Source organism: Streptomyces sp. JK94 (assembly GCF_053613315.1).
Map to the genome: position 1 here is coordinate 1 of NZ_JBSICH010000062.1, position 11,719 is coordinate 11,719.

General features: G+C 71.5%; 15 protein-coding genes. 11 read left to right on the top strand and 4 right to left on the bottom strand.

Features of this window, described 5'->3' with window-relative positions:
- Positions 1-62: 62 nt before the first annotated feature.
- Together ACVV2G_RS32685 and ACVV2G_RS32690 are read left to right on the top strand one after the other, a co-directional pair.
- Positions 63-880, top strand: a protein-coding gene (locus ACVV2G_RS32685; RefSeq protein WP_453845995.1) for an IS5 family transposase whose coding sequence is annotated in 2 segments (ribosomal slippage) — positions 63-398 and positions 401-880 — 816 coding nt in all. Because the reading frame shifts where the segments join, the coding sequence is not laid out codon by codon here.
- 25 nt (positions 881-905) lie between these two features.
- A complete protein-coding gene (locus tag ACVV2G_RS32690) occupies positions 906-1,799 on the top strand; it encodes a DNA-binding protein (RefSeq protein WP_453846407.1) in 894 nt (297 codons plus the stop codon).
- A 1-nt stretch (position 1,800) separates the two neighbouring features.
- Here ACVV2G_RS32690 and ACVV2G_RS32695 read toward each other — a convergent pair whose 3' ends face one another.
- The gene (locus ACVV2G_RS32695; RefSeq protein ID WP_453846408.1) at positions 1,801-2,817 is read right to left on the bottom strand and encodes an NAD-dependent epimerase/dehydratase family protein; all 1,017 of its coding nucleotides are present in this window, start codon (positions 2,815-2,817) and stop codon (positions 1,801-1,803) included.
- Between the two features lie 30 nt (positions 2,818-2,847).
- Here ACVV2G_RS32695 and ACVV2G_RS32700 point away from each other — a divergent pair, with 30 nt between their 5' ends.
- On the top strand, positions 2,848-3,189 hold the full coding sequence (locus ACVV2G_RS32700; protein WP_453846409.1) for a hypothetical protein: 342 nt from the start codon (positions 2,848-2,850) through the stop codon (positions 3,187-3,189).
- Between the two features lie 10 nt (positions 3,190-3,199).
- Positions 3,200-3,748, top strand: coding sequence for a GNAT family N-acetyltransferase (locus ACVV2G_RS32705; protein WP_453846410.1), 549 nt, complete (start codon positions 3,200-3,202; stop codon positions 3,746-3,748).
- Positions 3,749-3,800: 52 nt separating this feature from the next.
- Here the strand turns inward: ACVV2G_RS32705 and ACVV2G_RS32710 are convergent, their stop codons facing one another.
- Positions 3,801-4,217, bottom strand: a complete 417-nt coding sequence (locus ACVV2G_RS32710; protein WP_453846411.1) for a hypothetical protein — start codon at positions 4,215-4,217, stop codon at positions 3,801-3,803.
- Positions 4,218-4,443: 226 nt separating this feature from the next.
- Between ACVV2G_RS32710 and ACVV2G_RS32715 the strand changes: the two genes are divergently transcribed.
- The 4 genes from ACVV2G_RS32715 to ACVV2G_RS32730 all read left to right on the top strand — a co-directional run bounded on the left by ACVV2G_RS32715 (position 4,444) and on the right by ACVV2G_RS32730 (position 7,142).
- Positions 4,444-5,079, top strand: coding sequence for a GOLPH3/VPS74 family protein (locus ACVV2G_RS32715; protein ID WP_453846412.1), 636 nt, complete (start codon positions 4,444-4,446; stop codon positions 5,077-5,079).
- A gap of 75 nt (positions 5,080-5,154) precedes the next feature.
- Positions 5,155-5,718, top strand: coding sequence for a dihydrofolate reductase family protein (locus ACVV2G_RS32720; RefSeq protein ID WP_453846413.1), 564 nt, complete (start codon positions 5,155-5,157; stop codon positions 5,716-5,718).
- Between the two features lie 270 nt (positions 5,719-5,988).
- Positions 5,989-6,522, top strand: coding sequence for a 2'-5' RNA ligase family protein (locus tag ACVV2G_RS32725; RefSeq protein WP_453846414.1), 534 nt, complete (start codon positions 5,989-5,991; stop codon positions 6,520-6,522).
- A 209-nt stretch (positions 6,523-6,731) separates the two neighbouring features.
- The gene (locus ACVV2G_RS32730) at positions 6,732-7,142 is read left to right on the top strand and encodes an SRPBCC family protein (protein ID WP_453846415.1); all 411 of its coding nucleotides are present in this window, start codon (positions 6,732-6,734) and stop codon (positions 7,140-7,142) included.
- A gap of 119 nt (positions 7,143-7,261) precedes the next feature.
- Here the strand turns inward: ACVV2G_RS32730 and ACVV2G_RS32735 are convergent, their stop codons facing one another.
- Together ACVV2G_RS32735 and ACVV2G_RS32740 are read right to left on the bottom strand one after the other, a co-directional pair.
- Entirely contained in the window at positions 7,262-7,414 is a 153-nt protein-coding gene (locus tag ACVV2G_RS32735) for a hypothetical protein (RefSeq protein WP_453846416.1), read from the bottom strand.
- A 310-nt stretch (positions 7,415-7,724) separates the two neighbouring features.
- Positions 7,725-8,135: a four-helix bundle copper-binding protein gene (locus ACVV2G_RS32740; RefSeq protein ID WP_453846417.1), complete on the bottom strand. Its 411-nt coding sequence runs from the start codon at positions 8,133-8,135 to the stop codon at positions 7,725-7,727.
- 174 nt (positions 8,136-8,309) lie between these two features.
- Here ACVV2G_RS32740 and ACVV2G_RS32745 point away from each other — a divergent pair, with 174 nt between their 5' ends.
- The 3 genes from ACVV2G_RS32745 to ACVV2G_RS32755 all read left to right on the top strand — a co-directional run.
- A complete protein-coding gene (locus ACVV2G_RS32745) occupies positions 8,310-9,542 on the top strand; it encodes a cation:proton antiporter domain-containing protein (RefSeq protein WP_453846418.1) in 1,233 nt (410 codons plus the stop codon).
- A gap of 379 nt (positions 9,543-9,921) precedes the next feature.
- A complete protein-coding gene (locus tag ACVV2G_RS32750; RefSeq protein ID WP_453843101.1) occupies positions 9,922-11,121 on the top strand; it encodes a hypothetical protein in 1,200 nt (399 codons plus the stop codon).
- Positions 11,122-11,133: 12 nt separating this feature from the next.
- The coding region (locus tag ACVV2G_RS32755; RefSeq protein ID WP_453843100.1) for a hemerythrin domain-containing protein at positions 11,134-11,719 on the top strand (586 nt) is incomplete at its 3' end.

An 11,719-nucleotide genomic window follows, 5' to 3' on the forward strand; every position in this document is an offset into this window, starting at 1 on the left:
ACTGGCTCTAACAAAAGCTGCTGATCATGAGGCTGTCGGCCGCTCTGCCCGTATGTCTGGGCATGGGAAACCGTCAGTCGCGGCCGTGGATCGTGTCGGACGAACTGTGGTCGCTGGTCGAGCCGTTGCTGCCGCAGCCGGGTCCGAAGAAGGCCGAGGGCAGACCGCGGGTGCCAGACCGGCAGGCCCTGTGCGGCATCCTCTTCGTCCTGCACACCGGAATCCAGTGGGAGTACCTGCCCCAGGAACTCGGCTTCGGCTCGGGCATGACCTGCTGGCGGCGCCTTGCGGCCTGGAACGAGGCCGGCGTCTGGGACCAGCTGCACCAGCTGCTGCTGAACGAGCTGCGGTCGAAGAACCAGCTGGACTGGGAACGGGCGGTGATCGACTCCTCGCATGTGCGGGCCGCCCGACGGGGCCCAAAAGCGGGCCCAGCCCGGTCGACCGCGCACGGCCGGGCAGCAAACACCACCTCATCGTCGACGGCCAGGGCATCCCGCTCGCGGTGTCGCTGACCGGCGGCAACCGCAATGACGTCACCCAACTCGAGCCGCTGCTCGACAAGATTCCCGCCGTCGCGGGCCGGGTCGGCAGGCCGCGCCGGCGCCCGGATGCACTGCTGGCCGACCGCGGCTACGACCACGACAAGTACCGCCGCCTGCTCTGGCAGAGAGGCATACGCCCCGTGATCGCGAAGCGAGGCGAGCCGCACGGCACCGGCCTGGGCACCTTCCGCTACGTCGTTGAGCGCACGATCGCCTGGCTCCACGGCTTCCGCCGCCTGCGCATCCGCTGGGAACGACGCGACGACATCCACGAAGCATTCCTGGGCCTCGCCGTCTGCCTGATCACCCACCGCCACGTCCAGCGGCTTTGTTAGGACCTCTTACGCCTCGCTCCCTCCGATGGAGGTGTTCCGGCGCGGTCGCGCGCTCCAGGAGGAGCTGCAGAACCAGCGCGACCGCACGCAGATTCCCACCCAGCAGCAGCGTCTCCTCGAGTTGACCGGCCAGACCATGGCCCTGCTCGCCGCCGCGGCCTTCGACCTCGGTTCCTTCGACAACGCCCGCCGTCTGGCCCGCGCGGCGGACCTCTACGGTGAGAGCGCCCGCTTCGAGCCGCTGCGGGCGTACGCGGACGGCATCCTCGCGTACATCGCGTACTTCACCGGCATGCCGGGGGAGGCCGTCAGCAAGGCACGGCGTGCCCAGACGTACGGCGGTCTCGGCGACGTCGCCCGGCGCCGGCTTCTGGCCATCGAGGCACGGGCGCACGGCTATCTCGGTGACACGGACTCCGCCCGGCAGGCTCTCCAGCTCTCCCTGGCGGCCGAGAGCGGGGCCCGTGACGACCTTCACGACGGCGTTGGGGGCGAGTTCGGGTTCACGCCGGAGCGGCTGGCCATGTCCAGCAGCTCCACGGCGCTCCTCATCCAGGACGGGGAGCAGGCGGAGCAGTGCGCGCGCCGGGCCCTGGACCTCGTCGGCCGGCGGCCGCAGGCCAGCCGTTCGGCTCATGTCCTAGGCGGTGCCGCGGCCGATCTCGCCATGGCCCGGCTCCTCGCGAACGACGTCGAGGGGGCCGCTGACGCCCTGACGCCTCTGTGGGACATCCCGGGGGACCAGCGGGTGACCGGTGTCCTCGTACGCACGGGGCAGATCCAGCAGTTCCTCGCACAGCCGGTCTACCGGTCCTCGACGCTGCCGCGCGAGCTGCGCGACCGCGTCGAGGACTTCGCTCGCAGCGCGAGCACGCACCAGCTCAGCACCCGCTCCGCGCTGCTCCAACTGGAAGCCTGACTCAGGCCAGGGAGGCGAGAATCTTCGCTTCCTTCTCCGGGGCGATCCCGTGTTCCGCCCACCTCGGGTGGTCCACGGGACGCCCGTCGGCTGCCAGCCAGGCCCAGGTGTCGCGGATCGAGCCGGTGATCGGCCGGCAGCGCAGTCCCGCGGCCACAGCCCGGCTGGAGTCCACCGTCCACACGCCCGCGTGCGTCCGCCACAGCGGGAGTTCTGTCCACTGGGCAACTCCGTGGCCGGTCAGGACGTTCGGCTCCACCCACTCCGGCTTTCCGGCTCCGCCGGTCACCTCCAGGCACGCGCTGAGGAAGTCGCCGAAGGTGATGCCCCCGGGGTGGGTGACGTTGTATCCGCCGCTGGTGTCGCTGGCGGCCTGGTCGAGTGCGAACGCGGCGACGTCGCGGACGTCGACCGGTTGGATGCGCTGAGCGGCCGGTGCAGGCGCCAGAATCCGCCCGCCGCGCTTGGCCCGGGTCAGCCACCAGGGCAGCCGACCGACGTACTCTCCCGGGCCCAGGATGACCCCGGGCCGGAGGAACACCGCGGCGTCGCCGAACGCTTCGGTGACCGCCCGCTCCCCGCCGGCCTTCTGGAACCCGTAGACGGTCGGACTCCCGTCCTCGCCGGTGTACCCGTACGACTCGTCAGCGTCGGCGGGGCAGTCCAGCAGCGCCGAGGCGTCCGTGAGGGCCTGGTGCGGCCAGCCCTCGTACACGGACACGGTGGAGATGTGCACCCATCGCCGGGCCGCCTCGCGCAGCGCGGTCGCCGCGAGCAGTACGTCGCGGGGCGGGAAGTCGGAGCTGGAGGCGTCCACCACGGCGTCCCAGGGACCGTGTTGGGCGAGCCGCTGGAGGTCGCTCCGGTCGGTGCGGTCCCCGTGCACGGGTTCCACGCCTTCGACGTCGCGGCCGGACCGCCCACGGTTGAAGGTGGTCACGGACCACCCTCTCGCCAGGGCCCCCTCTGCGATGCACTTCCCCAGGAACCAGGTACCGCCGATGACGAGAATTCTCATGGCCTAGATCCTGCCGCCTCCGTTTCCTCCGTGGAAGGCGGGCCCGGGGACGCCCTGTTCTACGCCCAGAAGGGCGCGGCGCTCTCCTCCAGCCCCAACTGGGCATTTGGCGACCTGGCCGGCGCCCAGTGCAACCATGCTCTCGTCCTCCTTCACAGCGGCGAAGTGGACGGCGCTGCCCAGGCCATCCGTCCCGTTCTGGAACTGCCGCCCACCTTCCGGAACAACGGAATCGTCGTGTCCGCGCAGCGAGTCCGGCACGCCCTGATGACCAGCAACGCCCGCACCGCGGCCGCTGCCCGTGACCTGCGGGAGGAGAGCGCGGTGTACGCGCCCCGGCGGCCGGCGCTGCCCGCGGGAACGCAGCGGTAGGGTGCCTGCCATGTACCCGGTCGCCCGTTCGAGTCTGCGTCTGCGCCTCCGCGAACTCACCATCGACGACGTCGGTGCAGTGTTCGCCATCTATGGCAGCCCCGAGGCAACAGAGCACCTGTCGTTCGAGCCACGCACCCGCGAACAGGTCGGGATGATCGTCGCTCGTTCGGTGGCCTCGGCCACGGCGGAACCGCGCAGCGAGTACGCGCTTGCGGTCGTGGAGAAGGAAACAGACCAGGTCATCGGCTTCGGTCGCATCGCCCTGGACCCTCACCAACAGCGCGCGGCCACCTTCGGCTTCGTACTCCGCCCGGACGCCTGGGGCGTCGGCTACGGAGTCGAGACCGTACGGCTTCTGCTGGGCCTCGGGTTCGAGGAGATCGGGCTACACCGGATCTGGGGTGGTCGCTCCCCTCTGAACGAAGGCTCGGCCAAGACCATGACGGCGGCCGGCATGACGGAGGAAGGAACCATCCGGGGCCACATCCAGAAGGCCGGACAGTGGCGAGACTCGGTCGTGCACTCGATGCTCGAAGAGGAGTGGACGACCGAGTAGGCAGAGAGGCATCCAGCGGGCTCCGGCCGCGCGGATGCCGTCTCCGTATCCGCTAGGCGATGGGGTGCTGGTCCAGCCAGTCAGACAGCTTGTGGGCGGAGCCGAGGACGTCGTCCCGGTTGGACATCTCCGGGAGCGTTGCGGCGCCGGCCGGGGCGCCCTGGTCCTCACCGACCGCGATGCCCGTCTCCATGGTGTCGATCAGGGCGTACGCCTCGGTCCAGAAGTCGGCGCCCACGGAGTTCTCCGCGTTCACCGCCTCCCGCAGGTCCCGCGCCGGCGTCATGAGCGCCGTCATCTGGTCCCAGCACGTGCCGGGCTCCTGTTCGAGGCATCCGCCGTCGGTGTCGAACGCGGTCACGGCGTCCTGGAACGCGGTGGTCGCCGCCTCCACGGTCACCGTCTTCGCCTTCGCGGCCGCGGTGGCGGACGGCTTCCCGCCGCCCTCGTCGTCCGAGCTGCCCGGCACCCGCCGTCACGGTGCCGCCGGAACCGGGGACCCCGCCCTGTGAAAGGGCTTCGTCCGCGCGCGGGCGGGGTGATACTGATCGTGACAGCCGCCCAGCCGCCCAGCCGCCCAGCCGCCCAGCCGCCCAGCCGCCCAGCCGCCCAGCCGCCGGACCGGCCCCGGGCGCGGGTCCGCTCGGCGGAACGCAGCTTTGTCGATGTCTCCGAGTCTCCGAGGGGAGCCGTTCATGACCACGGCGAAAGACCTGTTCCTCATCGCCATGGACCTGGAGCGTTCCGTGGGGCAGGGGGACCTGTCCCTCGCACTCGCGGGAGCCGAGCTGATCGACCTCATCGCCGCGGGGACGGCCGCCGTGGACCGCGACCGCATCGTGCCGGGCGAAACGCCGGCGCCGGACGACCGGTTCCTGCGCGAGGCTGCGGCAGGACTCACTCGGCAGGCGCCCCACGAGCGGATCGAGGACTGGCTGTGGCGCCGGGGCCGAGACCTCTCGGCCGCGTACCAGACCGCCCTGGAGGAGGACGGTGAGCTGAAGCCGCAGCGCGGTGGCCGGTTGTCCTTCGGCGCGCAGCGCGTGGAACCGGTCGACACACCCGCGCGCCGCCGTGCAGCCGGCCGCTGGGAGGGGAGGGAACCCGTCCTTGCCGCCCTCGCCTCGGCCGTGGGCATCGACGACGGACGGCCCGGCGACGAGACCGGCCTCGATGACGAGACCGGTCTTCATGACGAGGCCGGCCTCGATGACGAGGCGGTGGTGACCGTGGTGGCCGCCGTCCACGACGCGGTGATGGAGCTGGAGGCCGTACGCCAGAGGCGGACCATCGAGAGCGCGGCCTTCGCCAACCTCTGGCGCGGACCGTGAGCCGAGCCCGCCTTGGCGCGCCCGCCCACCGTCCGGCGGGCGTACGGTCGAACCGGCCACCGAGGAGGGCTTGTGATGCGCAGCGTGACCTATTCGATGAACGTCTCACTGGACGGCTACATCGTCGGGCCGGACGGCGGCTTCGACTGGACGGCGCCCGACGAGGAGGTCTTCCGCTTCGCGACCGACGAGGTGCGGGAAGCCGGTGTCCACCTGCTGGGACGACGGCTGTACGAGACGATGCTGTACTGGGAGGCCGTCGACCAGAACCCGTCGCTCGGCTTCTCGACGCTCGAGTTCGCCGCGGTCTGGAGGTCGCTGCCCAAGGTGGTGTTCTCCACCACCCTCTCGGCGGTGCAGGGCAATGCCCGCCTGGCCTCCGGCGGCCTGGCCGAGGAGATCGGGCGGCTGCGGACCGAGGCGGGGGACGGCAACATCGCGATCGGCGGCGCGACGCTCGCCGCCGAGGCCGCCGCGTCGGGTCTGATCGACGAGTACCGGGTCAAGGTCCACCCGGTCCTGGTCGGCGGCGGTGTTCCGTTCTTCCCCCGGGACGAGCGCCGGGTGGATCTCGAACCCGTCGAGACCCGCACTTTCAGCTCGGGAGTCGTTTATCTCCGCTACCACGTGACGCGTTAGCCGGCCGGGCCCCGGGCATCCGGCGGGCGGACGGCCACCGGGGCCCCGCACCGACGGTTGAGGCGTGGAGCCCCTCCTGACGGCACGGGAGCCTCGGGACGGCGCCCGTCACGGTGTCCGACCGGCGGTGGGGGTGGGCCGGGACACGGCGGGGTGCCCGAGCCCGGGCGTTCTCGGCCCTGCCGCCGTCTTCCGCCACGCCTCCCGACCGGTGCGGCCCGCCCGCCCGCGAGGACGTACTCGCTCACGGAACGCCGGTAGGCTGCGGCGGTGCGCACGGTCGAGCTTCTGGTGGACGAGGCGGCGGAGCTGGCGGTCCGGGAGGCCTGGCGGCGGCTCGCGGACGCGGGGCTGCCCAGTCAGGCACGCCACCGTTCGCCGACCAACAGCCCGCACCTCACCCTGGCCGCCTGCCCCGAGCTGACCGCCCCGATCCGCTGGGAACTCGCCGAGGTGGCCGCCGCTCTGCCGCTGCCGGTGCGGTTCACCGGCGTGGTCCGCTTCGAGCGGCCCACCTCGGTGCTGGCCTGGGCGCTGGATCCCGACTCCGCGCTGACCGCTCTGCACCGCCGGGTGTGGGAGGCGCTGGCCGCGGACAGCCCGCCCGGGACCCTCAGCCCCTTGCACGAACCCGGGCGCTGGAGCCCGCACATCACCCTCGGCCGTACCCGGCGGGCAGGTGCCTTCGCCGGCCGGCGGGTCCCCGAACTGCTGCCGGCGCCGCCGCTGTCGGTCCGGCTCACCACCCTGCGCAGCTACGACACCGAGACCGGCACCCTGGAAGTACTGAAGCCCCGCGCCTGAACCCTCCGGCACCGGCCGGCCTCTGCGCCGAAGCCGGGCCGGTCCCCGGCCCCGGGCGCTCCCCTCGGGGTGAGGCCTCGTTCTGGGACCCGCGGTCCGGCAGGCGGCGCGCCCGGCCGCCCGAACAGCCCCATGAGATCCACCGGCCCGGTCGGGCAGGTCCGATCCGTTCAAGAAAGCGGTGACCGCGACCCGCTACCGTCACCGCCATGAACCGCACCGGCAAGGAATCACGCCACCTCAGCATCTGTGTCGACCGCGCCGCCGACGACGTCTACGCCTACGCGTCGGACCCGGCCAACCTGCCCGCGTGGGCCCACGGCCTGGGAGGGTCCATCGAGAGAATCGATGATCACTGGGTCGCGGAATCCTCCCCCATGGGCCGGATCGTGGTCACCTTCGCACCGCGCAACGAGCTGGGCGTGCTCGACCACGACGTCACGCTGCCCTCCGGGGAGACCGTCCACAACCCGGTCCGCGTGCTCGTCGACGGCGCGGGGAGCGAAGTGGTGTTCACCCTCCGGCGCCGCCCGGAGATGAGCGATGCCGACTTCGAGCGCGACGCCGGCATGGTCGCCGCCGACCTGGTCCGCCTCAAGGAACTGCTGGAGTCCGCCTGAGGCCTTCTTCCGGCCAGGACGATGAGCGGGCCCCCGCCACAGTCCGCGTCTCCGTATCCCGGGGCGCCCCGGGGCGAGCCCCTGAGCCGCCCGCGCCGCGACGCCGCCGTCGCGACGGTTCACTCGGCGGGACAGGGGCCGGCACCGGCCTGCGCGGGGCGGGCGGCCCGGCGTGCCCGTCGGCGGTGGAGCGCCCAGGCCGCGAGGAGCAGGGCGGCCAGCAGCCCGGCGAGCACGGAAGGTCCGGCGCTGTCCAGGGCGTCGGCGACCACCCGCTGTGCGGCGCCTGCGCCGTCGACGACGGGGCCGGTGGTGGCGGGGTCGCGCTGGACACGGATCTCGTACCAACCGTAGTGGCCGACGTAAAGGCCGAAGAGGGGTGTCGGGGAGTACGGGGCCGCGGCGCCGTCGTGAGCGATGACCAGCCCGTACAGCCACAGGGCACGCGTACGCGGTCCACCCGGCCGCCTCCGTGTGCTGGGGCGGGGCGCGGGGGAGTACGCGGCTGCGCCGTCCGGCCGTGGAGCAAGCCCCGGCGAGGCGGATCGCCGGGGCCGTCCCTCGGGTGCGGGCGGACCGGGGTCAGCCGAGCGAGGTGATCAGGTCGTTGCAGGCCTGTTCGCAGCGGCGGCAGGCTTCCGCGCACACACGGCAGTGGTCGTGCCGGCCGGCGTGGCTCTCGCACTCGTCGGCGCAGGCCTTGCAGACGGTGGCGCACGCCTGGAGGACCGCCCGGGTGACGTTGGCGTCGTAGCCCGTGTGGCGGGAGAGCACCGCGGCGGTGGCGTTGCAGAGGTCGGCGCAGTCCGCGTTGGTGCGGATGCACTTGGTCAGGTCGCTGACCATCTCCTCCGACAAGCAGGCGTCCGCGCACGCGGTGCACGCCTGAGCACACGCGATGCACTCCTCGATGCAACGGGCGAGCTTCTCACGGTCCACGCCGCCCAGATCGGCGGGGTAGGTGTCGAGCATGTCCTTGACCGCACTGGTCATGAGAACCTCCAGAACTGGGTTCGGTGCGGCGGTCGCCGCCCCGTACGCGTAACACCGGACAGCGGACGGAAACCCGGCAGCGCCCCGGACGTCAAACGCGTCGTGCCGCGACCGTTCGGATGCCGGCGCGGCCGACGGGATACACCGTGATCGCGGTGGGGCACTCGCAGGTGCATGCTGAACGTTCTGCTGACCGTCTTCGGTTGCCTTGCCCTGGTGGTGGCCGCACTCTCGAAGGGCATCCAGCGGGCTCCGCTCACCGCCCCCCTGCTGGCTCTGCTGACCGGTGTCGCCGTCGGCCCCGCAGGCGTCGACGTCGTCGGCCTGCCCACCGTGGTGGAGGGGCACACGGAGCTGCACGAGGTCTGCCGCCTGCTCCTGGCCGTCTCGGTGATGGCCGTGGCCCTGCGCTACCGGTTCCGCGATGTGCGGGCACGAGCCAAGCCCGTGGCGCTCCTGATGGTCGTCGCGATGGCCGGGATGGCCCTGGTGACCACGGCGGTGTCGGCCGCCGCTCTCGGGGTCGGGCTGGGCGCGGCGGCGTTGCTGGGCGCGGCCCTGTGTCCCACGGACCCGGTCCTGGCCTCCAGCGTCGTCACCGGCGAGCCCGCCGAGAAGACCGTCGCGGCGCGCACCCGCCAACTGCTCTCCCTGGAATCGGGCGGCAACGACGGCCTCGCCCTGCCCCTGGTACTCGCCGCGATCGCGATCGCCGGGCCCCTGAGCGGCGGCGAGGCAGTACTGGAGTCCCTCTGGCAGGTCGCGGGCGCCACGCTCCTGGGAGCGGTGGCCGGCCTGCTGGGCGGCACAGTGCTGCGGGCCGCCGAAAAGCACCGCACCATGCAGCCCGGCCCGCTGCTCCTCTACACCCTGCTGCTCGCCCTGTTGGTGCTGGGCCTGTCGGGACTGCTGAGCGTCGACGGTGTGCTGGCCGTCTTCGTCGCCGGCCTGGTCTTCAACGCGACCAGCTCGATCAACGAACGAACGACCGAGAACAAGATCGACGAGGCGATCAACCGGTTCGCCGTCCTGCCGCTGTTCGTGGTGTTCGGCGCCATGATCCCGTGGCGGGAGTGGGGCGACCTGGGATGGTGGCGTGCCCTGCTGCTGGTCCTGGGCGTGCTGCTGCTGCGCCGCCTGCCGGTCGTGCTCGCTCTGAAGCGCCCGCTGTCCCTGACGTGGCGTGACGCGCTCTTCCTGGGCTGGTTCGGGCCCATCGGCGTTTCGGCCCTGTTCTACCTGACGATGGAGGCGCACCGGCTCGGTGCCGATCCCCGGGTACTGGCCGCCGGGACGCTGGTCATCACTGCCAGCACCGTGGCACACGGTGTCACCACCACACTCGGACTGAAGGCCTACCGCACGGCGGCCCGGCGGACGAAGGCCTCCCGAAGCGGCGCGGGGTGAGCCTGCCGCTGATGGCTCCGGGCCGCGTCCGGCCGGCTCGGCCCTGCTGCGCAGCGGCGAACGGGACGAGGGCGTCCCCCTTACACCAAAGCCCGGCCCGGTTGACCGGCCACGAACCCCGAATGCGTGTGCGAGAGCGGCGCGCGCCGGGCCGGGTCCTCGCCCTCGGCCGCGTACAACAGGGACGACCGCACTCACCATCGAAAGGGCAGCCGGCCCCTTAGGTCGGAAGGGGCACGCAGGAGCCCGACCGGGCGTGGGGTGTGGCGCGGCGTCCCCGACCGGCAAAGCATGGGCACCACTCCGCCTACTCGGCGGACGTGGAGCGCCGAGCCCGGGGTACTCCACCCGCTCGGACCTTGCAACGAGGAGAACGCCCATGACGTTCAATCCGCTGGAGCAGCGGGGTATCCCGCTGGACCGCCAGTTGCGCAGCTGGCGTGAGCTGAACGTGGATCCGATCGACCCGGACCACTGCGACCCGTACACCCGCTGCCGGATCATCACGATGAACGGGATCGAGGTGGAGGCCATCCTGTTCAGCCACCAGCTCGCCCGGCACACGGTCGATCCCGAGATCAAGCGGCAGCTGGCGCGGGTGCGCTACATCGAGGCGCAGCAGCAGAAGGTGGTGAACTGGCTGCTTCCGGGTGTCTCCTCGGTGCTGGAGACGACGATCGCGTACGAGCAGGTGGCGGTGGACCTGACGGCGTGGGTGGCCCGGATGGAGCCGGACCCGTATCTGAAGCAGGCGTATCAGTTCGGGGTGCTGGAGGACTTCGACCATCTGTACCGGTACGCGAACCTGTACGAGATGATCGAGCACCGCAAGGCGGAGTCGATCGTCGACGGTCTGACCGAGGTCATGCCCGGCCGGCCCACGCGGTTCCACCATCGCGATCCGGTCGACAACGTCCGCGACCCGTACGCCAAGGACGAGACGAACCCGTTGTCGAAGCTGCACGCGCTGACGATCATGTCGGCGGAGCAGCAGACCATGAACTTCTACATGAACACCGGCCCCACCTACATGGAGCCGATCGCCCGCCGGCTCTACCAGGAGATCGGGCTGATCGAGGAGGAGCACGTCACGCACTACGAGTCCCTCGTGGACCCGGGTGAGACGTGGTGGGAGCAGCTGGTCAACCACGAGTACAACGAGTGCTACCTCTACCACTCCTTCATGGAGCAGGAGAGCGATGCCAGGGTGAGGGCGATCTGGGAGCTGCACCTGAACATGGAGCTGGAGCACCTGCACGCCGCCTGCGATCTGATGCGCCGTCACGACGGCCGTGATCCCGCCTCGGTGCTGGCTCCCGAGCTGCCCAACGTGCTCACCTTCGAGCCGAACAAGGGCTACCTGCGCGAGCTGCTGGACACTCAGATGGACCTCACGACGCTGGGCGCCGGTTACGTGCGGGAGGCGCACGAGCGGTTCGAGCGGATGCAGGAGCAGATCCACGGCGGCGAGGCACCGCCGAGCGACCAGGTGATCCACGAGCACGAGGCGGTGTTCGGCCGCGAGTACCGCGTCCAGACCGAGGGCGAGCACCCCGACCCCGCCCAGCGCGAGAAGTAGAGGGAGGCCGCCATGTCCGAGCTGAAGACCCCGCACGCCGGGGAGGACGCGGCCGGGGACGACGACGTCGTCTCCCTGCTGATGCGCCAGCACGGCGACATCCGCAATCTCTTCGACGAGGTCGAGGCCGCCACGGGTGAGGAACGCCGGGACGCCTTCCGCCGCCTGGTGCGGTTGCTGGCGGTGCACGAGACCGCCGAGGAAGAGGTCGTCCATCCCTTCGCCCGCAAGGGCTTCCCCGGCGGCGAGCAGGTCGTGAGGGACCGTCTCGCCGAGGAGAAGGCGGCCAAGGAGACCTTGTCCGCGCTCGACGGGCTGGACACCGACGACCCCAAGTTCATGCCCCAGCTGCTCAAGCTGCGCAAGGACGTCCAGGCGCACGCGCGGGCCGAGGAACGTTACGAGTTCACCCACATCCGCCGCAGCACCGACGTCACCGGCCTCGCCGCGATGGCCAAGGCGATCAAGGCCGCCGAGGCGATGGCACCCACCCGGCCCCACCCGGGCGTCGAGTCCGGGGCGAAGAACATGGCCCTCGGACCGGTCGCCGCCCTCATGGACCGCACCAAGGACACCGTACGCAAAGCCATGGGCAAGG